At 64.4% G+C, this 18,745-nt stretch carries 23 protein-coding genes; 9 read left to right on the top strand and 14 right to left on the bottom strand.

The window, feature by feature from the left end; genetic code table 11:
• The first annotated feature begins 48 nt into the window (after positions 1 to 48).
• Complete coding sequence (locus GL4_RS05135) at positions 49 to 696, top strand: LysE family translocator (protein ID WP_156137398.1); 648 nt, start codon at positions 49 to 51, stop codon at positions 694 to 696.
• A 27-nt stretch (positions 697 to 723) separates the two neighbouring features.
• Here GL4_RS05135 and GL4_RS05140 read toward each other — a convergent pair whose 3' ends face one another.
• The 3 genes from GL4_RS05140 to GL4_RS16580 form a co-directional block, all read right to left on the bottom strand.
• A complete protein-coding gene (locus GL4_RS05140; RefSeq protein WP_045369508.1) occupies positions 724 to 984 on the bottom strand; it encodes a hypothetical protein in 261 nt (86 codons plus the stop codon).
• A 90-nt stretch (positions 985 to 1,074) separates the two neighbouring features.
• The gene (locus tag GL4_RS17115) at positions 1,075 to 1,641 is read right to left on the bottom strand and encodes a TIGR02301 family protein (RefSeq protein WP_244462684.1); all 567 of its coding nucleotides are present in this window, start codon (positions 1,639 to 1,641) and stop codon (positions 1,075 to 1,077) included.
• A gap of 97 nt (positions 1,642 to 1,738) precedes the next feature.
• The gene (locus GL4_RS16580) at positions 1,739 to 2,335 is read right to left on the bottom strand and encodes a hypothetical protein (RefSeq protein WP_172653299.1); all 597 of its coding nucleotides are present in this window, start codon (positions 2,333 to 2,335) and stop codon (positions 1,739 to 1,741) included.
• Positions 2,336 to 2,414: 79 nt separating this feature from the next.
• On the opposite strand from GL4_RS16580, the gene GL4_RS05160 reads away from it, so the two are divergent.
• Together GL4_RS05160 and GL4_RS05165 are read left to right on the top strand one after the other, a co-directional pair.
• The gene (locus GL4_RS05160) at positions 2,415 to 3,113 is read left to right on the top strand and encodes an SOS response-associated peptidase (RefSeq protein WP_052464142.1); all 699 of its coding nucleotides are present in this window, start codon (positions 2,415 to 2,417) and stop codon (positions 3,111 to 3,113) included.
• Positions 3,114 to 3,138: 25 nt separating this feature from the next.
• A complete protein-coding gene (locus GL4_RS05165) occupies positions 3,139 to 4,023 on the top strand; it encodes a polyphosphate kinase 2 family protein (RefSeq protein ID WP_045365272.1) in 885 nt (294 codons plus the stop codon).
• Positions 4,024 to 4,032: 9 nt separating this feature from the next.
• Here GL4_RS05165 and GL4_RS05170 read toward each other — a convergent pair whose 3' ends face one another.
• From GL4_RS05170 to GL4_RS05180, 3 genes are read right to left on the bottom strand one after another with little or no spacing between them, the layout of a single operon-like run.
• The gene (locus GL4_RS05170; protein WP_045365275.1) at positions 4,033 to 4,710 is read right to left on the bottom strand and encodes an O-methyltransferase; all 678 of its coding nucleotides are present in this window, start codon (positions 4,708 to 4,710) and stop codon (positions 4,033 to 4,035) included.
• A gap of 32 nt (positions 4,711 to 4,742) precedes the next feature.
• On the bottom strand, positions 4,743 to 6,194 hold the full coding sequence (locus GL4_RS05175; RefSeq protein ID WP_082025488.1) for an FAD-binding oxidoreductase: 1,452 nt from the start codon (positions 6,192 to 6,194) through the stop codon (positions 4,743 to 4,745).
• Between the two features lie 9 nt (positions 6,195 to 6,203).
• A complete protein-coding gene (locus tag GL4_RS05180) occupies positions 6,204 to 7,154 on the bottom strand; it encodes an L-threonylcarbamoyladenylate synthase (protein WP_045369520.1) in 951 nt (316 codons plus the stop codon).
• Between the two features lie 124 nt (positions 7,155 to 7,278).
• Between GL4_RS05180 and GL4_RS05185 the strand changes: the two genes are divergently transcribed.
• The 3 genes from GL4_RS05185 to dxs all read left to right on the top strand — a co-directional run bounded on the left by GL4_RS05185 (position 7,279) and on the right by dxs (position 10,587).
• Complete coding sequence (locus GL4_RS05185) at positions 7,279 to 8,205, top strand: histone deacetylase family protein (protein ID WP_045369522.1); 927 nt, start codon at positions 7,279 to 7,281, stop codon at positions 8,203 to 8,205.
• Between the two features lie 30 nt (positions 8,206 to 8,235).
• Positions 8,236 to 8,493: an exodeoxyribonuclease VII small subunit gene (locus GL4_RS05190; RefSeq protein WP_045365278.1), complete on the top strand. Its 258-nt coding sequence runs from the start codon at positions 8,236 to 8,238 to the stop codon at positions 8,491 to 8,493.
• A 150-nt stretch (positions 8,494 to 8,643) separates the two neighbouring features.
• Positions 8,644 to 10,587, top strand: a complete 1,944-nt coding sequence (gene dxs, locus GL4_RS05195; RefSeq protein ID WP_045365281.1) for a 1-deoxy-D-xylulose-5-phosphate synthase — start codon at positions 8,644 to 8,646, stop codon at positions 10,585 to 10,587.
• On the opposite strand, the gene GL4_RS05200 is transcribed toward dxs, so the two are convergent.
• From GL4_RS05200 to GL4_RS05210, 3 genes are all read right to left on the bottom strand, one after another.
• Complete coding sequence (locus tag GL4_RS05200; protein ID WP_045365283.1) at positions 10,584 to 11,102, bottom strand: hypothetical protein; 519 nt, start codon at positions 11,100 to 11,102, stop codon at positions 10,584 to 10,586. The genes dxs and GL4_RS05200 overlap by 4 nt on opposite strands.
• A gap of 84 nt (positions 11,103 to 11,186) precedes the next feature.
• Positions 11,187 to 11,615, bottom strand: a complete 429-nt coding sequence (locus tag GL4_RS05205; protein ID WP_045365286.1) for an SET domain-containing protein — start codon at positions 11,613 to 11,615, stop codon at positions 11,187 to 11,189.
• 10 nt (positions 11,616 to 11,625) lie between these two features.
• Positions 11,626 to 12,099, bottom strand: coding sequence for an SET domain-containing protein (locus GL4_RS05210; protein ID WP_045365289.1), 474 nt, complete (start codon positions 12,097 to 12,099; stop codon positions 11,626 to 11,628).
• A 206-nt stretch (positions 12,100 to 12,305) separates the two neighbouring features.
• On the opposite strand from GL4_RS05210, the gene GL4_RS05215 reads away from it, so the two are divergent.
• Entirely contained in the window at positions 12,306 to 13,052 is a 747-nt protein-coding gene (locus GL4_RS05215; RefSeq protein WP_045365292.1) for a TlyA family RNA methyltransferase, read from the top strand.
• Positions 13,042 to 14,268, top strand: a complete 1,227-nt coding sequence (locus GL4_RS05220) for a class I SAM-dependent RNA methyltransferase (RefSeq protein ID WP_045365295.1) — start codon at positions 13,042 to 13,044, stop codon at positions 14,266 to 14,268. Before GL4_RS05215 ends, GL4_RS05220 begins: the two co-directional genes overlap by 11 nt.
• Before the next feature lie 20 nt (positions 14,269 to 14,288).
• Here the strand turns inward: GL4_RS05220 and GL4_RS05225 are convergent, their stop codons facing one another.
• Genes GL4_RS05225 through aroC form a run of 4 tightly spaced genes read right to left on the bottom strand, consistent with a single transcriptional unit; the run spans position 14,289 to position 17,158 of the window.
• A complete protein-coding gene (locus GL4_RS05225) occupies positions 14,289 to 14,996 on the bottom strand; it encodes an NAD-dependent deacylase (RefSeq protein WP_045365298.1) in 708 nt (235 codons plus the stop codon).
• The gene (locus GL4_RS05230) at positions 14,986 to 15,531 is read right to left on the bottom strand and encodes a DUF4166 domain-containing protein (protein WP_045365301.1); all 546 of its coding nucleotides are present in this window, start codon (positions 15,529 to 15,531) and stop codon (positions 14,986 to 14,988) included. The genes GL4_RS05225 and GL4_RS05230 overlap by 11 nt, the downstream gene beginning before the upstream one ends.
• On the bottom strand, positions 15,531 to 16,040 hold the full coding sequence (locus GL4_RS05235) for a thiol-disulfide oxidoreductase DCC family protein (protein WP_197539089.1): 510 nt from the start codon (positions 16,038 to 16,040) through the stop codon (positions 15,531 to 15,533). The genes GL4_RS05230 and GL4_RS05235 overlap by 1 nt, the downstream gene beginning before the upstream one ends.
• A complete protein-coding gene (aroC, locus tag GL4_RS05240) occupies positions 16,013 to 17,158 on the bottom strand; it encodes a chorismate synthase (RefSeq protein WP_045365304.1) in 1,146 nt (381 codons plus the stop codon). Before aroC ends, GL4_RS05235 begins: the two co-directional genes overlap by 28 nt.
• 202 nt (positions 17,159 to 17,360) lie before the next feature.
• On the opposite strand from aroC, the gene GL4_RS17935 reads away from it, so the two are divergent.
• Positions 17,361 to 17,804 (top strand): C40 family peptidase, encoded by a 444-nt coding sequence (locus GL4_RS17935; RefSeq protein ID WP_244462685.1) that lies wholly within the window; start codon positions 17,361 to 17,363, stop codon positions 17,802 to 17,804.
• Positions 17,805 to 17,847: 43 nt separating this feature from the next.
• Here the strand turns inward: GL4_RS17935 and fabI are convergent, their stop codons facing one another.
• Positions 17,848 to 18,666, bottom strand: coding sequence for an enoyl-ACP reductase FabI (fabI, locus tag GL4_RS05255; RefSeq protein ID WP_045365310.1), 819 nt, complete (start codon positions 18,664 to 18,666; stop codon positions 17,848 to 17,850).
• Between the last annotated feature and the right edge of the window lie 79 nt (positions 18,667 to 18,745).

Here is an 18,745-nt window from a genome sequence, read left to right on the forward strand (position 1 = left end):
GATAGTCAGCGAATAGGTCCTTGGACTTTGGAAGCAGGCGCGCAAATTGTGCTGTCCGCCATCCAGCTCGTGCTTGCCGGGCTTGGGATCGGCTTGTTGATGGCGGCGCCGATCGGACCTGTGAACGTGCTCGTGATCCAGCGTGCCGTGTCCAAAGGATTCTGGGGCGGTTTGGCGGCAGGCCTGGGCGCTGTCCTGGGCGATGGCGTTCTCGCGGCGGCAGGCGCTTTCAGTATCGCGGCGATTTCGGATGTGATTCTCGCCTACGGTGACACGATTCAATTCATCGGCGGCGTGCTTCTCGTGGCGTTCGGCATCGCGCTTCTCGTGATGCGGCCCGTGATGACGACGCCGCCCCATGAGCGCTCCCACATTCTCGAACACATGGGCATCATCCCCCAGACCTTCATCCTGACGGTCACGAATCCCGGCGCGGTGTTAGGCATGGCGGCCATGATCGGCGGTCTGGGATCGCTGATCGGCGGCCTCAATACGAATCTGGAGGCGCTGATCCTCGTCGCCGCCGTGATGGGCGGCAGCCTGTTGTGGTGGCTCGGCCTGTCCGAATTAATCGCAAAATTCCGTCACAAACTGACGGACAACCGCCTGAAACTGATCAATCGGATTGCAGGCATAATCCTGCTCGGCTTCGGGGTCGCCCTGATTGTCGAAATCGGTGTGCGGTATTTCCGATAACGATTTGTGACGTAGAGACTTTGCGCGCTATTGGGCCGTGCGGCGCAAGGTGAACTCGCCGTGGTGGATACGGCGCGGGAGCCGGGAGGTCATTTCGGCGACGGCGTTCTCGCCATAGACGTCGATCAGATCCGTCAGCGCAGCGAACAAGGCCGCGTTGGCCAGCATCTCGGGCTCGATGCCGTCGTGAAGCGCGTCCTCCCAGGCATCGAGGATGTAGCGCAGAGCCGCTTGCTTGCGGACTTCTCCATCCTCACTATGCTGTTCGATGCCGAATTCGGTGCTCAAGCGGGCAACTCCCTCCAGATGCGAAATCATCTTCGCCCGACACACTTACAACGCGTGCCGCCCGTCCGTAGGAGGAGAGTAAACTGACGGTTAATTTCTGGCCGCGCTCGCGCCGTCGTCCGACTCCGGTGCCTGAACCCGTGCCTGCGGGGCGCTTGCAAACACCGACGTTTGCGACAACGCGGTCGCGAGTTCCGCGCCTTCCGTCGAGAACCGGCTCGCGGCCCGTGTGGCGGACTCGGTGCAGGTCCGGTAGGTCCGGCGGTAGCCCCGGTAGCCGTCGTTGAACTTGTTCACCAGCTTGGCGCGGCGGACGGCGGTGGTGCCTTCGTTTCGCAGGATCTCGGCCATCTGATCGCGCCAGAGTTGTCCCTCGCCTGCGCCGCAGAGCTCGCGCAGATAGTGGACCGCACCGAGAATTTCGGCCAAGCGCATCAGATTTTCGTCGTAGGGCCGGTCGTCCGGCGGCGGCGGAGCGAGCACTTCCTCCTTTGGGGGCGTCACTTTCGGGAGGTCGTAGCCGCGGCGCGGCGCGGCGCGGCGCTGCTTCTTCGGCTTTTTCTGGTCGAAGAACCAGAAAAACTGGGCATTTGCGGGCGGGACATAGGCCACGGTGCCCGTACCGGCCCAAAAGAGCCCGCACAAAAGCAGTGCCAAAGGTTTTGCAAGCCGTCCCATAAGGTCTGACTAGCGCCAATTCATGGTGAAATCTAGCCGCGCCGTAGGGCGGGGCCCGCACCGACGGCGGTCGAGACTAGCGCTTCCGGAGCCGGAACAGCGTATCGATCGTGATCTGCTTGCGCTTCGGTCCCTTGCCGCCATCGTCCTCCGAGACATAGCCGTTGGCGATGGCATTGGCGTCGTCGATGAGAACCCGCAGGCGCGATGCCGCTCCCGAGCAGGTCATTGCGAGGTCGTTCTGGCTGTCGAGCGCCTGAGCGACCGCGGCCACGACCCTCAGGGCCTCGGCCTGGAGACGAGCAACCGCGGAATCGAACTGCTCGCGCACCTTCTCCGGCGCCCGGCGATACGCCGCGATCGCAAGGTCCTTGTTGTCGAGGGCAGAGCGGTTGAAATGCTCCTCGTAGTCCACCGCGTTCCAGCGGTGCAGGTCGGGTCCGAACGCGGACGGGTCGACCGGGAGCGCTTCCAGCAGCATCACCAGTTCGTGGAATTGATTGAGATAGTCCGAGGCCAGAAAGGTCTGTTCGTTGATGTTCGTGCCGGGGACATGGGAGCGCAGATGGCTGGCCATGGCGTTCTGAAATGCGGCGGCGATCGCGTCGCGGCTAACGTCTTCCTGGATTTCCGGGCTGGTCACGCTAGGCTCTCTCTTCGTTGGCAAAATCATGGGTCGCTCCTCGCTTTAGAGTTGCGGCATTATGGTTTCCGTCGGGTTAACAACGGTTGGGACTCATCAGCGCGCCACCATGTGCTCTCGCTACGATCTGACCACGCCGCCGGAGGCCGTCCGCGCCTTTTTCGGTTACACCGACAAGCCGAACTTTCCGCCGCGCGACAACATTCGGCCGACCGAACCGATCGCCGTCGTCCTTCTGGATGCCGAAGGCGAGCGGCGGTTTCGTTTGATGCGTTGGGGTTTGCTGCCGCACTTCGTGAAGGATCCGAAAACGTTCCCGACCCTGTTCAACGCGCGGTCCGAGGAACTCCTCTCCAAGCCGTCGTTTCGCAACGCCGCGCGCCGCCGGCGCTGCTTAATTCCCGCCGACGGCTTCTACGAGTGGACCGGACCCAAGGGACAGCGCCGTCCTTACTATTTGCGGCCGGAGCCGCCGCATCTGTTCGCCTTCGCCGGGCTTTACGAAAGTTGGAGCGAACCCGAAGGCGGCGTGATCGATACGGCGACGATCCTCACCTGCGAACCAAACGCGACGGTTGCTCCTCTGCATAACAGGATGCCCGTCATTCTCGCGCCCGACTGCTACGATGCATGGCTCGATACGAAGGACGTCACTGCGGAGGAAGCCCTTGCCATGACGGGCCCGGCACCCGACGATCTCCTGGAGGCGATTCCGTTGCCGGGAAAAGTCGGCGCAGAGCCAAAGGCTGGAGCGAAGTCGACGGAAAAGGACGCCAAGAAGAAATCGTCGCAGCCGCCATTGCTTTAGGCGGTCGCGCGGTGAGGGGGGGAAAATGCTGCCAGAAAAGATTCTCGATCGCTACCGCGTCACCAAGGGCGACGGGTTCAAGCTCAAGGATTACGACCCCGACGACTCGGGCAATGTCGATTTCAACAAGAAGGACGGCGAGGAGCTACTCGAGGTCGGCGTCAAGCGGCTGTCCAGACTCCAGCAGCGCCTCTACGCGGAAGGCCGCTGGGCCGTTCTGATGGTACTGCAGGGGATCGACACCGCCGGAAAGGACGGCATCATCAAACACGTCCTCACGGGTGTGAACCCGCAAGGGGTCACCGTGCATTCCTTTAAGCAGCCGAGCCACTTGGAACTGGCGCATGATTTCCTTTGGCGCGCCTATCGCGCGCTGCCCCAGCGCGGCCATATCGGTATCTTCAATCGTTCCTACTACGAAGACGTCCTTGTCGTGCGCGTGCATCCGGACCTGCTTCAGAACTCGAATCTGCCGCCCGAACTGATCACGAAGGACATTTGGAAAGAGCGCTATCAGGACATCAACAATTTCGAACAGCACCTGTCGCGCAACGGAACGCTGCCGATCAAGTTCTTCCTGAATATCTCAAGGAAGGAGCAGCGCGAACGTCTGCTTGCGCGCTTGGAGGATCCCGACAAGATCTGGAAATTCTCCGCTGCCGATGTCGCCGAGCGCCGGCTGTGGGACAAGTACCAGCAGGTCTATGAGGACATGATCCGCAGTACCGCGACGGAGCACTCTCCCTGGTACGTGGTCCCGTGTAACAAAAAGTGGTTTGCCCGGCTCGTCGTCGCCGGCGTGCTGTCCGAACACATCAAATCCCTCGATCCGAGCTTCCCGAAAATGTCCAGCGAGGACGCGGCGGAAATCGACGCCGCCCACAAGGAGCTCTTGGACGAGGAGAAATAGCTCCGCGCCCTATGGGGCTTTCGTCACTTGTACGATCGCGAGGCCGTCATGACCCTTGTGTCCGACGGTCTGAAACGCGGTGGCCGTCACACGCGGGTCGGCGGCCGCGCGTTCGTAGAACGCACGCAAGCCTTTGACATGTTTGTTGTCGCTTTGCGCGGCGAGGATCGCACCTTCGCGCACGACATTGTCCACCACGATGAAAGAGCCGGGCCGGGCGAGCTTCACGGCCCAGTCGAAATAGTCGGGCGTGCTCGGCTTATCGGCATCGATGAAGATCAGATCGAAAGGTCCGGCAGCCTCGGTGTGCAACGCGGCCATGGAGTCGAGTGCGGGACCCACACGGACGGTGATCTTGTCGCTCAGGCCGGCGTGCTCGAAATTCCGTTCGGCGATTTCGGCATGACGCGGGTCCAACTCGAGCGTCGTCACATGACCGCCGTCGCTGAGGCCGCGGGCCAGCCAGATCGTGCTGTAGCCGCCGAGCGTCCCCACTTCGAGAATATTGCGTGCTTGTAAGGCCCGGGCGAGCATCATCAGCAGTTTGCCCTGCAGGGGCGCGACCTGGATCGGCGGCAGGCCCGCCGCGTCGCAGGCGGCTTGCGCCGCCTCGAGGACCGGGTCGTCCTCGAGAAAGTTCTCGACGATGTAATCGTCGATCGCGAGCCATTTGTCGTCCTGAGTCATGTGGGGCGGTTTCCCGGGCGGCGCGGATGGGGTCATAGGAGCTTGCCTGGATTGAGAATGCCGTTTGGATCGAAGCTGGCTTTGATCGACTTCATGAGGTCGATTGCGACCGCGCCTTTCGCGTGCGGAAGAAGATCGCGCTTCATGCGCCCGATCCCGTGTTCGGCGCTGATCGAGCCGCCGAGATCGAGAACGATCTCATGGACCGCGGCGTTGAGCGCCTCCCAATTTGCGAGATAGACATCCTTGTCCATGCCGACAGGCTGGCTGACATTGTAGTGGATGTTGCCGTCGCCGAGATGGCCGAACGGAACGGGCCGCGCGCCGGGGATCATCAGCTCCACCAGGTCGTTGGCCCGGAGAATGAACTCAGGCACATGCGCGATGGGAACCGACACGTCGTGCTTGATGCTGCCGCCTTCGTATTTCTGCACCTCGCTCATGACCTCGCGGAGCTTCCACAATTCGCCCGTCTGGCGGTCCGACGTCGTGAGCACGGCGTCTTCGATCACCCCGGTTTCGATGGCGTCGGCGAGTTGTGTTTGCACAAGGTCGTGGACGGCTTCGCCCGCGAGCGGGCTCGAAACCTCGAGAAGCACATACCAAGCATGGGGTGCTCTGAGCGGATCGTGGAGTCCGGAGCCGTGTTTGAGCGCAAATTCGAGGCCGATACGCGGCAGGATTTCAAACGCGGTGAGCAAGGGGCCGGCGGCGTCGCGCATGCGGGCCAGAAGCTCGGTTGCGCTCGTGAGGTCGCGCAAACCCGCCATACAGGTGACCCTCTCGGCGGGGCGCGGAAAGAGGCGCAAGACCGCCGCCGTGATCACACCCAGCGTCCCCTCGGCGCCGACGAAGAGGTTCTTGAGGTCGTAGCCCGTGTTGTCTTTGCGCAAGGACTTCAGGCCATGCCAAATCCGCCCGTCCGCGAGCACGACTTCGAGCCCGAGCGCGAGGTCTCGCGCATTTCCGTAGGCAAGGACGGACAGGCCGCCCGCGTTCGTGGAAAGGACGCCGCCGATCTGGCAGCTACCCTCGGAGGCAAGACTCAACGGAAATAGACGCCCCACCGTCTCAGCCCGTTGCTGCGCATCTGCCAGGGTCAGCCCGGCTTCGACCGTCATCGTGTTGCTGGCGAGGTCTATGTCGCGAATATGCGTGAGACGCTCCAGCGAGACCACAATCTGGCTGCCGCTCTCGTCGGGAATCTGCGCGCCCACAAGGCCCGTATTGCCGCCTTGCGGCACGACGGCGGCCCGCGCCCCGTTCGCGCATGCCAGCACAGCTGCGACCTCGTCCGTTGAGCCGGGTTTCAACACGATCGCCGCTTTTCCGCGATAGCGGTCGCGCCATTCCGCGAGGTAGGGCGCCATGTCCTTGGGATCGCGCAGCGCATGGTGCTCCCCCACAATGGCCTCAAGCGCGTCAAGCGTCTCCGCCGAAGGCGGCCGGAGCGTCGTCGTCGTGGGGCGTGTGTCAGGGCTCATGGCACAGGGCTACCGCGCCTGGGCTGCCCGCCGCAAGCGGTCGTTGATTGCCTCACCCAGTCCCTCGTTGGGAATGGGCATGACGGCGATGGCGCGCGCACCGCTTTCGTCGAGCGTCCGCAGTGCCGCAAAAAGCTGCGTGGCCGCCTCGGCGAGGTCGCCCTTGGCGCTGAGATTGATCGTTGTGGCCGCGCCTTCGGGGACCTCCGGACCAAAGGCCAGCAGCGCCTCGTGCGGTTCGACCTGCGTTGCGTCGAGGCGCACGGGCGTCTGCGGCGCGTAGTGGCGTTCGAGCTGGCCGGGCGAGGCGATCGGCGCATCCTCGCTTGCAATTTCGATCGAGTGCCCCAGGACCGCCTCGATCTCCCGCCGCGGCACGGCGCCGAGGCGAAGCAGCGTCGGCGTGTCGTCCACAACGCTCACCACGGTGGATTCGAGGCCGCGTTCGCACGGGCCGCCGTCCAGAATGACGTCCGGAATATCGCCGAGCTCCGCCGCCACATGGCCGGCTTCCGTCGGGCTGATGCGTCCCGAACGGTTGGCGCTGGGCGCGGCAATCGGCAGGCGTGCCTTTTCGAGGAGTTCTCGCGCGATTGGATGAGCGGGAACGCGTAACGCGATCGTACCGAGCCCGGCCGTGACCAGATCGGCAATTCCGCAGTCGGGCCGTTTCGGCGCCACGATCGTCAAGGGGCCGGGCCAGAAGGCGGCCGCAAGCGCCCGTGCCTCGGCCCCGAACTCAGCCAGGCCCTCGGCCGTCTCCAGATCCGGCACGTGCACGATCAGCGGATTGAATTGCGGCCGCTCCTTCGCGGCGAAGATCTTGGCGACGGCGTTCGCCGCCCGTGCGTCGGCCCCAAGTCCATAGACGGTCTCGGTGGGGAAGGCGACGAGACCTCCGGCGGCGAGCGCGCCGGCCGCGCGCGCGATGGTTTCGTCTGTGGCAGGAAGAACAGGCATGGTGCGTCCGATTTTCTCGTTCCATGTCGCGTGTCCGACCAGACAGGTCAAGCGAGCGTGTGCGCTCACGCTAGCCCAGCGCTCGAAACGGGGTATCATGGGCCCGGGAGACTTCAAGGACCGCATGACGACGCTGCTTCTCACGCACCCGGCCTGCCTTGCGCACGACACGGGATATGGCCATCCGGAGCAGGCTGACCGCTTGCGCGCCATCGAACAGGCCCTCGCGGACAAGGACTTTGCGGATCTGAAGCGGGAGGAGGCCCCGCTGGCCGATCTCGCGGTGCTCGAACGGTTGCATCCGAAATCCTATGTGGCCGAAGTGAAGGCCGCGATTCCCAAGCAGCTCCACAACTGGCTGGACCCGGACACGGTGGTGTCGCCGGGAAGCTGGGAGGCGGCTTTGCGCGCGACGGGGGCGGTACTCCACGGGGTGGACCAGGTGGCGGCCGGCAAGGCGGACAACGCCTTTTGCGCCGTACGCCCGCCGGGACACCATGCCGAGCCGTCCCGCGCCATGGGCTTCTGCCTCTTCAATTCAGTCGCCGTCGCGGCGCTACATGCGCGTGCGGTCCACGGGGCCGAGCGCGTGGCCGTGATCGACTTCGACGTCCACCATGGCAACGGCACCCAGGCGGCCTTCTGGAACGACGAGGACCTGTTCTACGGCTCCACGCATCAGATGCCGCTCTTTCCGGGAACCGGCGCCAAGGACGAGACGGGGGTCGGCAATATCTGGAATGCGCCGCTCGCGCCCGGAGACGGCGGCAAGGACTTCCGGGAGGCGTACTCGGCGCAGATCGCCCCCGCGCTCGACGCGTTCGCTCCCGACTTCGTGCTTGTTTCGGCCGGTTTCGATGCCCATTTGAGAGACCCATTGGCGCAACTCCGGCTGCAGGAGGACGATTTCGCCTGGGTCACGGAGCAGTTGCTTGAGGCCGCGGCGAAACATTCCGGCGGTAAGCTCGTTTCTACTTTGGAGGGCGGTTACGATCTCGAAGCTTTGGGCTCGTCCACCGCGGTCCACGTCAAGACGCTGATGGGCGCTTGAGGCAGAGAGGGGAAACAGCTAATTCAAGCCATGGCTAAATCTTCCGGCACCGCTGATATTTCCGCCTTGAGCTTCGAAGACGCACTCAAGGAGCTCGAGACCATCGTCGATCGCCTCGAGAAGGGCGACGTCGAGCTCGAAGCGTCGATCTCGATCTACGAACGGGGCGAAGCCCTGCGTGCTCATTGCGATAAATTGCTGCGCAGCGCCGAGGCGCGCGTTGAAAAAATCACCCTCAATCAGGACGGCGCACCGAGCGGCGTCGAGCCGCTCGACGTCGACGACTGACCGGCACGCTTGGGCATTGCCGGATTTAGGATATGGTTACAGACGTTGCCAGCGTGAGGTCGGCCCAGTAAGCTTACTGTAACGCATTGATACGACGAGAAATTTCAAGACTGAAACCGTCGCGGGGAAAGTCCTCCTACAGGAAAGCGAATGAGCGCCGAGAACGCCACGCCACTATTAGACCGAATTCACACGCCGAAGGATTTACGCCAGCTCACGGATGCTGAGCTCAAGCGCCTCGCGGACGAACTTCGCCAAGAAACGATCAGCGCCGTTTCGGTGACCGGCGGTCACCTGGGCGCAGGGCTCGGCGTGGTCGAACTGACGGTCGCACTCCATCACGTCTTCGATACGCCGGACGACCGGCTGATCTGGGACGTCGGCCACCAATGCTATCCCCATAAAATTCTCACGGGGCGCCGGGACCGCATCCGCACCTTGCGCGCGCCCGGCGGCCTGTCCGGTTTCTGCAAGCGCGCGGAAAGCGAATACGATCCGTTCGGCGCGGGCCATTCGTCCACCTCCATCTCCGCCGGCCTCGGCATGGCCGTGGCCCGGGATCTGTCCGGCGGCGCCAACAATGTCGTCGCCGTGATCGGCGACGGCGCCATGAGCGCCGGCATGGCCTACGAGGCCATGAACAACGCCGGCGCGATGGACTCGCGGCTGATCGTGATTCTCAACGACAACGACATGTCGATCGCGCCGCCCGTGGGCGCCATGAGCGCGCATCTGGCGCGGATCATTTCAGGCGGCACCTATCGCCGCTTCCGCCGCTGGATGAAGGAGGCGGCGCACAAGCTGCTGCCGGGACGCTGGCAACGCCAAGCGGCGCGCGTGGAGGAGTTCGGCCGCGGGTTCTGGACCGGCGGAACGCTGTTCGAGGAACTCGGCTTCTACTATGTGGGCCCGATCGACGGGCACAATCTCGATCATCTCCTACCCGTGCTGCGCAACGTGAAGAAGATGCAGAACGGTCCGATCCTGGTTCATGTGGTGACCCAGAAGGGCAAGGGCTATGCGCCGGCCGAGGAGTCCGCCGACAAGTACCATGGCGTCAGCCGCTTCAACGTCGTCACCGGCACGCAGGAAAAGGCGGCGCCGGGCGGCCCACCCAGCTACACGAAGGTTTTCGCCAAGGCCCTCATCGAGGAGGCGAAGGCCGACGACAAGATCGTCGCCATCACGGCGGCTATGCCGTCTGGCACGGGGCTCGACAAGTTCGGCGAGGCCTTTCCAGACCGCTGCTTCGATGTGGGTATTGCCGAGCAGCACGCGGTAACATTCGCGGCGGGGCTCGCGTCCGAAGGCTACAAGCCGTTCGCCGCGATCTACTCGACCTTTCTGCAGCGGGCCTACGACCAGGTTGTGCACGACGTGTCGGTGCAAAAACTGCCCGTGCGCTTCGCCATCGACCGCGCCGGTCTCGTCGGTGCGGACGGCCCCACCCATGCGGGATCGTTCGACACGTCGTTTCTGACCTGCCTGCCCAACATGATCGTGATGGCCGCCGGCGACGAAGCTGAGCTCATGCATATGACGGCGACCGCCGCCGCGATCGACGACAGGCCGACGGCCTTTCGGTATCCGCGCGGGGAAGGCCTCGGCGTCGACCTGCCCGAGCGCGGCATACCGCTCGAGATCGGCAAGGGCCGCATCGTCCGGGAGGGCTCGGCCGTTGCGCTTCTGTCCTTTGGAGCGCGGCTCGGCGAATGCCTTGCTGCCGCCGACGAATTGTCCGGGTTCGGCCTGTCCACGACTGTGGCCGACGCGCGCTTTGCGAAGCCGTTGGACGTGGACCTCATTCGCGACCTCGCCAAGAACCACGAGGTGCTCCTCACCATCGAGGAAGGGTCGACCGGCGGTTTTGGCGGCCATGTGCTCCACCAGCTTGCGTCCGACGGATTGCTCGACGGCACGCTCAAGGTGCGCACGCTGGTCTTGCCCGACCGCTATATCGACCAGGGCAAGCCCGCCGCGATGTATGCGGCTGCGGGCCTGGATGCGGACGGGATCGTGAAGGCGGTCTTCACGGCCCTCGGCAAGAACGACGTCGGCAAGGACGCGAACGCGGGCTCTGCGCAGCGCGCCTAATCCAGCGAGCAGTTCTTCGCGAACTCCGCGACGGTCTCGGCGCGGCCCACGTCCGACAGCTCGACCGCGTTCGCGCCCGACTTCATCGTGACCGGGCCCTTCTGTTCGAGAACCTTGAGGATGGGCTTCACGGCGATGTCGCCGGCCTCTCCGTAGATAATGCCGGTACCGTCCTCGGCGGCTGTCTCGCCGGCCACCGGCGCCGTCTTGTCGCCGGCGCTGAACTCGATGGTGAGCGCTTCGCCCGTCGCCTCCTGCGGAAAATCCATGTGGACGGACAGGACCGCGATCCCAACGCCGTTCAAGCAGGACAGGAGAAACGGCGCGTTCTCCCGCTCGTCGAGAGGCCCATATCGCAGCGTGATAAAGCTGCCGTTCGTCTTCGCGCGCCAAATATCGGTGGCATGGGCGGACGTTACGGGCACGCTGACCGAGCCTGCGAGAAGCGCGAGCAGGAGAAATATGGGTAGGGAACGGAACGGCATGGAAAGCTCCAGCGCGAGATTAGGTCGCATTGGCTTAGTCGAGCCGGGAAGATTTGGCAATGTCGTCCTCCCGGCGCGCCGACGGTCTATCGTCCCTCTAAGCGCACTCCGAACCTAGATCGCGGGTGGTCCCAGCACAGGCAGATCCGCGGGCTCCGCGAACGCCACCGTCCCGAAATCCACGAAGGCTGGGTCGAACTCACGATAGTTGCAGGTGATCTCGTCGCCCTGCGCGATGTCCGTCAGCGCAAAGCCCCGGTCGAACAAACGGAAATCCGTATTCGGTGTGCGGCTGTGATTCATGTACTTGCCGTTGTCGACGTCGATCACGCGGAAGCCGGGCCTTTCGAGGTGCGGATAGCTGTACCGGGCGATGTAGTTCTGCATGTGGGGCGGCAGGGCGTCGACATCCGTGTCTCCGACGAGAATGTCGAATTTCGGGTTGTACAGCCAGATGAGCGTGCCGCGCGGCACGAATTCATCGGCGAACACCCCAAGACCCTCGATGGAGCTGAGGCCTACATAGGTGCTGATGAGCAGCATGGCGTTTGTCCTAGACCAGTTCGGCCTTAGCGCATTTCAGCGCATCGATCCGCCGTTGAAGATAGGGAGAGAAGTGGCCCGCATAGCGTTCCCAGAGCGCGGGATTGCGCCAATCGTTGCCGGTCACGCGGCCACGGCATGTCGCCGCGCCGCAAGCGCACGGAAACTCGTCGTAGGGCGAGCCGTCACACATGGCGTAGTCGATGGTCACCTCTTCGCCGGGGAGGATGCACCGTAGCGCCACGAGCGTGATCTGGCCGCTCAGTCCCGCATTAGGCTCGCAGGAATGGTTGATGAAGTCGGGCGGTTCGTCCGGGGTGAGGGACACGAGGAATAGATCGTCCTCGACCTGCACCGTGTGGTGACGGATATCGTCCGGCAGGCTATCGAGTTCCCCGCTGCCGACGATGCGGCCGCTCCAGGTGCCGATAAGCTCTCCCGGCTGGATCACGGAGGTCGCATAGACCCCAAATCCACCGGTCACGTCCCGATTTCGAACTTCACATTTTTCAGTTAGGTAGGCCGTCTTTTCTCGGCTGAGAGAATCTTGGCTCAAACAGGTCTTGCCTCACGAAGCATCCGCGTCTCAAACCTACAGGGGCGCGGGCGAAATGCGATGCGGCTGCCGCTTTGTCGGCCAGGCCGCGCGCGAGGACTCTCGTCGCGACGCAGAGCATATGAGAATGCAAATTGGCCAGCTACAGAAAAAAACGCATCGACCAGCGCTTGGTGGAGGAGGGGCTGGCGCCCTCGCGGGCTCAGGCGGCCGACCTCGTCCGGCGGGGCCGCGTTCTGGTTGACGGCGTGCTCGCGGCGAAGCCCGGGGCGGCCGTCGCGGACGATGTGTCCGTGGGCCTGGTTCCCGGAACAGATGCCCATGTCTCCCGCGGGGCGCTGAAGCTCGAAGCGGCGCTGGAGGCCTTCGACCTGTCGCCAGAGGGATGTGTGGCGCTTGATGTCGGGGCTTCCACGGGCGGCTTCACCGAAGTGCTGCTCGCCCGCGGCGCGGCGAAGGTCTACGCGGTCGATGTGGGCCGCGATCAACTTCATGCAAGCCTGCGCGACGACCCGCGCGTGGTCCCACTCGAAGCAACCGATGCGCGCCGGATCGACCAGACTCTGGTGCCCGAGGCGGTCTCGGCCATAACCGCCGATGTCAGCTTTATCAGTCTCACCCAGGCGCTGCCGGCTGCCCTTCGCCGTGCCGTGCCGGGGGCATGGCTGGCGGCGCTGGTGAAGCCGCAATTCGAGGCGGGCCGCGACGCAGTCGGGAAGGGCGGTCTTGTGCGGGACGAAGCGGACCGCCAAAGGGCCGTTGCACGCGTGCAGGAATTCCTGGCGGCGGAGGGCTGGCTCGTGATCGGCGTGATCGAGTCGCCGATTCCCGGCGGCAGCGGCAATGTCGAGTACTTGATCGGGGCACGGAATGACCGTTGAGCTGACCGTCGACCGTCTGGGTGCCCAGGGTGACGGCATTGCCGAAACCGCCGACGGACCAGTCTTCGTGCCGTTCACGCTGCCCGGTGAGCGCATCCGCGCCGAGATGGCGCCGGACGGAAAGCACGCCGACTGTGTCGAAGTTCTGGAGGCCAGCCCGAACCGTGTCGAGCCGGTCTGCCCGCATTTCGGCCAGTGTGGCGGCTGCACCCTTCAACATCTCGATACGCCCAGCTATCTGGCCTGGAAGCGGGATCTCGTCGTTACCGCCTTGCGGTCGCGTGGGCTCGACGTGCCGGTCGAACCGGCGCGCGCCGTTCCGCTCGGAAGCCGGCGGCGGGCCACGTTCAGTCTGGAACGGCGGGACAAGGATGTCGTTCTGGGCTATCGCCGCGCCCGGTCCCACGACACGATCGGCATCGACACTTGCCCGATTCTATCGCCCAGGATCGTATCGGCCCTGCCGGCTCTGAAGGCGATGTTGACGCCCTTGCTCGGCGGCGCTCCCGAGGCGCGGGTCGCCGTCACCGAAACCGAAACGGGACTCGACGTGGCCATCGAGGGCGTACGGCCACTGGAGACGGCGCTCGGAAAGCTGGCGGGCGCCGCGGAGGCGCACGGCATCGCGCGCCTCACCGCGGGCTCCGAGATCGTCATGCTGGCGCCGCCCATGCTGCAGCTGGGCCGCGCGCAAGTGCGTCTACCGGCAGACAGCTTCCTGCAAGCCTCTCCCGCGGCCGAGGCGGAGATGGTAGCGCTGGTACGCGAGGGCGTCGGCAAGGGCAAACGTGTTGCCGATCTGTTTTGCGGATTGGGCACGTTCTCGTTTGCGCTCGCCGAGCGCGCGCAAGTCGACGGTTATGAGTCGAACGCCGAGGCTCTCGCCGCCCTCAGTGACGCTGCCCGGCACACACCCAAGCTCAAACCGATGCGCGGGTATAGGCGCGACCTGTTTCGCGATCCGTTGGGCTGGCAGGAGCTGAAGCCGTACGATGCGGTCGTCTTCGATCCCCCTCGCGCGGGTGCCGCCGCCCAGGCCGAGCAGTTGGCGAAGTCTAAGGTGAAGCGGGTCGTCGCCGTGTCGTGCAATCCCGGCACCTTAGCCCGAGACCTAAGGCTCCTTGTGGACGGGGGCTACAGGATAACCCGCGTAGTGCCGATCGATCAGTTTCTCTATTCGAGCCACGTGGAGGTCGTCGCTCATCTGGAACGGTGAGGGCGCGCACGCCGGGCGCGCTACCTGCCGCCTTGCAGGAGCGATTCGACGTAAGCTGGCACGATCTCCGTCGCCGAGCCGTAATGAGTCTCGGCGAAGAGGGTCGCGCCCTCTGACGGCTCGAGATTGAGTTCGACCGTATGAGCGCCCGCGCGATGGGCCTCGGCGACGAACCCCGCCGCCGGATAGACCGTGCCGCTGGTCCCGATGGCGACGAACAGATCGCACGCGCCGAGCGCTGCATAGATGCGCTCCATCTCGCGCGGCATCTCGCCGAACCACACCACGTCGGGCCGCATGTAGCCGGACTCGCCGCAGGCGGGGCAGCCGGTCGCGAGCGAGAGGTCTTCGGTCCAGGGGCGGCTTGCGCCGCACGCCGCGCACAGGGCGCGGGCCAACTCGCCATGCATGTGGATCAGCGATGAGCAGCCGGCATCCTCATGCAGGGGATCGATGTTCTGCGTGACGGTCAGAACCTCGCCGCCATGCTCGCGCTCGAGTTTGGCGAGGGCGAAATGCGCTGCATTGGGGCGGACATCCGCGAGCCAGCCCCGACGCATGTTGTAGAAGTCGTGGACCTTGGTGGGATTTCGCGCGAAGCCTTCGGGCGTCGCCAGCTCTTCGACATTGTACGCGTCCCACAGTCCGTCCTTGCCACGGAACGTGCCCAGCCCGCTCTCGGCGGAGAGCCCCGCGCCGGTCAGAATGACGATTCTCTCAAAGCTCATGAACAACCTGCGTGTCGAGATATCCCTCGTAGCGTAGCAATAAGCGGCCCCAAAGGTGCATCGCGACATCGAATCGATACACATCGCCGTCGGCGCTCTCGCGAATGTCCAGCGTCGGCCAAAACAGCTTTGGCAAGGGGATGCCGGCAAGGCGCACGTTCTCCGTGATCTGCTGCACCCCTCGCGCGTCGGGCCGAAGCCGCAGACAGACGGTCACGCCGCCAAGTGTCTCCTCGATCGTACCGGGGGCGGAGCCCGGCACGAGGCGGGACGTCATCGCATGCGCACCAAACCGCCGCCGCCAAATCTCTCCGTCGCCGGCCGGTGTCATTTCGACCGAGAGCGGCACTCGGCCCGCCGACGGCGGAAATCCCAAGCACGAACGGACTAGTCGCGCGAGCAGGGAGCGGCCCGTTTCGACGGTGGCTTCGCCGTGCCAGACCGCACTGTCGCCGACGTCATGCACGGCTAGAATCGCCGCTGGGACCCGCTTCGCGTCCTCGCCCAGCACCCGGTGAAACAGAGGCGGCTGCATCAGCCGATCAGCCTTTGAGCGATGGCGGCATCGCGGTGAACGGGACAGGTTTCATAGCGCCCAAAGAGAGCGTACCGGTTTCGGGCGATGCGCTCGTAGAGCCAATTGCGCAACGGGCGTGGCAGGAGGAGGACGGCGCGCACGCAAGGCCAGGCGCCGCCGAGCTGGCTCACGATCTGAACGAAGGCCTCCATGCGCCCATAGGCCCGGCCATCCTGTATGAGCAGGTTCGTCTCGTAGTTCACGTCGTCGAGGCCGTAGTGGCGAAACAGCGCGCCACCGACGGCCGACTGCGCCTCGGCAAAACGGAAGCGCTTATCGGCATCGCGCTTCGCGACAAATCGCGCGAAGCCGTTGCACAGGACACACACACCGTCGAATACGATGAGCTGCAAGTCGTCTGGAAAACCGGGAACCGCGGGATCGTCTCGATAGGAATAGGGCGCATAGGCCTCGAGCCCTGCCGAGTGCCCTGCGCCGGTCACGACGATGATTTGGTCGGCAGCCAATCCAAATTCGCGTCGATGTCTTGCGCGGCGTCTTGGCCGGTCTGGCCGCGATGACGCAGATAGTGGTCTGCCAGCACGATGGCCACCATGGCCTCGCCGATCGGCACCGCGCGAATGCCCACGCATGGGTCGTGGCGCCCCTTGGTGACGACCTCGGTGTTGTTGCCGTCTTTGTCAATGGTGTTGCGCGGGTTCAGGATCGACGAAGTCGGCTTGACCGCGAAGCGCGCGACCACCGGCTGGCCCGTGGAGATGCCGCCGAGAATTCCGCCCGCGTGATTGGAGAGGAAGGTCGGCCAGCCCGGCGGGCCGTTCCGAATTTGGTCGGCGTTCTCTTCGCCGGACAAGGCCGCTGCCTCGAAGCCCGCGCCGATCTCCACGCCCTTCACGGCGTTGATGCTCATGAGCCCCGAGCAGATGTCCTGGTCGAGCTTGGCGTAAAGCGGTGCGCCGAGGCCGACCGGCACGCCGTCCGCAACGATCTCGATCACGGCGCCGGTGGACGATCCCGACTTGCGCACCTCGTCGAGGAAGTCGGCCCAAACCTCCGCGGCCTTGGGGTCGGGGCAGAAGAACGGGTTCTCGCCGACCGCGTCCCAGTTCCAGTTCGCGCGATCGATTTTGTGGGGCCCGACCTGGACGAGCGCGCCGCGCACGCGCAGACCCGGTACGACCTTTCGCGCCACAGCGCCGGCGGCCACACGGGTCGCGGTCTCGCGCGCCGAGGCACGGCCCGAACCGCGATAGTCCCGCACGCCGTATTTCTCCGCATAGGTGTAGTCGGCGTGGCCGGGACGGAACTTGTCCTTGATGTCCCCGTAGTCCTTGGAGCGCGCATCGACATTCTTGATCTGGAGCGCGATTGGCGTGCCGGTCGTGACCTGCTGCCCGTCGTCGTCCACGAACACCCCGGACAGGATTTCGACCGTGTCGGGCTCTTTCCGCTGGGTCGTGTATTTCGATTGGCCCGGGCGGCGCTTGTCCAGATAGGCCTGGATCTCGCTTTCCGTGATCGGGATGCCGGGCGGGCAGCCGTCGACGACGCAGCCGATCGCGGGCCCATGGCTCTCGCCCCAGGTCGTGATGCGGAAAAGATGGCCGAAACTGTTATGCGACATGGCCTTTCTGTACTCGCTTCTCGCCTAAGCGTCCATTGGGCTGCGCGCTCCGGATCACGAAATTGACGCGCACCGGTCACGGCGGGAGCCTGTTTTCGTCTTAATTTTCCTTAGCTTGCCCCTCGCGCGGGTTCTCGCGCCGGCCAGCTCGATCCGTCGCTGGCCGCTCCCTCCCAAGACATAAGAGTAATAGGAGTTGCCGATGCGTGCGGTGCATGCACGTCTGTTGACGTTGACTATCGTTTTTCTGTCGAGCGCAATAACGCTCTCTCCCGCCATCTCGATGCCGTTGAACTTCTCGATGACGGCGTCGGGCGGTGCCCCATCCAAATCAATCGTGAAACGGGCCCATGTGGCCACGGCGGCCCGGCAAGCCGTGGGACCGCGTCCCGCGCGCTGGTGCGGCTGGTACATGCGCACCCAGTTCGGAGGTGGCCCCGAATACAACCTCGCCCGCAACTGGGCGAAGCGCGGCCGGCCGCTGAACGGTCCGCGCGTCGGCGCCGTGGTCGTTTGGTCGCATCACGTGGGCCTGATCACGGGCAAGACGGACGACGGCCAATGGATCGTCCGGTCCGGCAATGACGGGGGCCGGGTGCGCGAGCGTCCGCGCTCGGTTGCCGGCGCCGTGTTCCGTAAGATCTAGCTGGGCAAAGATCTAGCCGGGATAGGGCGGGCGTCGTCCCGCCCTAGTCCTTCACCACGGAGATGTCCGGGGCGTCCTCGTTCTTCATGCCGACCACGTGGTAGCCCGCATCGATATGCAGGACTTCACCTGTGACACCGGCGGAAAGATCGGACAGAAGATAGAGCCCGCCGCCGCCCACATCTTCGATGGTGACGGTCCGGCGCAGCGGCGAGTTGTACTCGTTCCACTTCAGAATATAGCGGAAGTCGGAAATGCCCGACGCGGCCAGCGTCTTGATCGGGCCGGCCGAGATCGCGTTCACGCGGATATTGTTCTTGCCGAGATCAGCGGCGAGATATTGCACGCTCGTCTCGAGCGCGGCCTTGGCGACGCCCATCACGTTGTAATGGGGCATGACCTTCTCGGCGCCGTAATAGGTGAGCGTCAAGATCGAACCGCCATTCGTCATCAGCGGTTCGGCGCGCTTCGCCATGGCCGTCAGCGAGAAGCAGGAGATATTCATCGTCTTGGCGAAGTTTTCTTCGGTCGTGTCGACGTAGCGGCCGTCGAGCTGGTCCTTGTCCGAAAAGGCGACAGCGTGGACGATGAAGTCGAGGCTTCCCCATTCCTTCTCGACAGTCGCGAAGACGGCGTCCATCGTTGCCGTGTCGGTAACGTCGCAGGGAAGAACGAGCTTCGCGCCAACCTCGGCGGCCAGCGGCTCGACGCGCTTCTTCAAGGCATCCCCCTGGTAGGTCAGCGCGACTTCGGCGCCCTGTCCGGCGATTGCCTTGGTGATGCCCCAAGCGATCGAGCGATTGTTGGCGACACCGAAAACGATGCCACGCTTGCCCGCCATGAGATTTCCGCCGTCCGCCATAAGCCCTCCTTCAGACCAATCTGGGGGCTTCTTATACACCGGGCTGGCCTCGCCGGAAGGGCTTTCGCCGATTCGGCAG

It is taken from the genome of Methyloceanibacter caenitepidi (assembly GCF_000828475.1).
Classification (GTDB): domain Bacteria; phylum Pseudomonadota; class Alphaproteobacteria; order Rhizobiales; family Methyloligellaceae; genus Methyloceanibacter; species Methyloceanibacter caenitepidi.